Here is a 267-nt window from a genome sequence, read left to right on the forward strand (position 1 = left end):
GGGTTTACGGCGAGGGGGTTTCTCACCCCCTTTATCGCTACTCATTTCGGCATCAGCACTCCCAGTCGCTCCAGCGGCCTTTTCAGTCCACCTTCGCTGCAACTGGGACGCTCCCCTACCGCCATACACGCCTGACGTGTATGACCCGAAGCTTCGGCACTAGTCTTGAGCCCCGTTACATTTTCGGCGCGGCCTGTCTTGACCAGTGAGCTATTACGCTTTCTTTAAAGGATGGCTGCTTCTAAGCCAACCTCCTGGTTGTCAATG

At 55.8% G+C, this 267-nt stretch carries 1 rRNA gene; it reads right to left on the bottom strand.

The annotated features are described in order from the left end of the window. Positions 1-267: ribosomal RNA gene (locus AABA78_RS39120) — 23S ribosomal RNA — on the bottom strand; the annotation flags it as partial.

The sequence above is a fragment of the Corallococcus caeni genome (assembly GCF_036245865.1).
GTDB lineage: Bacteria > Myxococcota > Myxococcia > Myxococcales > Myxococcaceae > Corallococcus > Corallococcus caeni.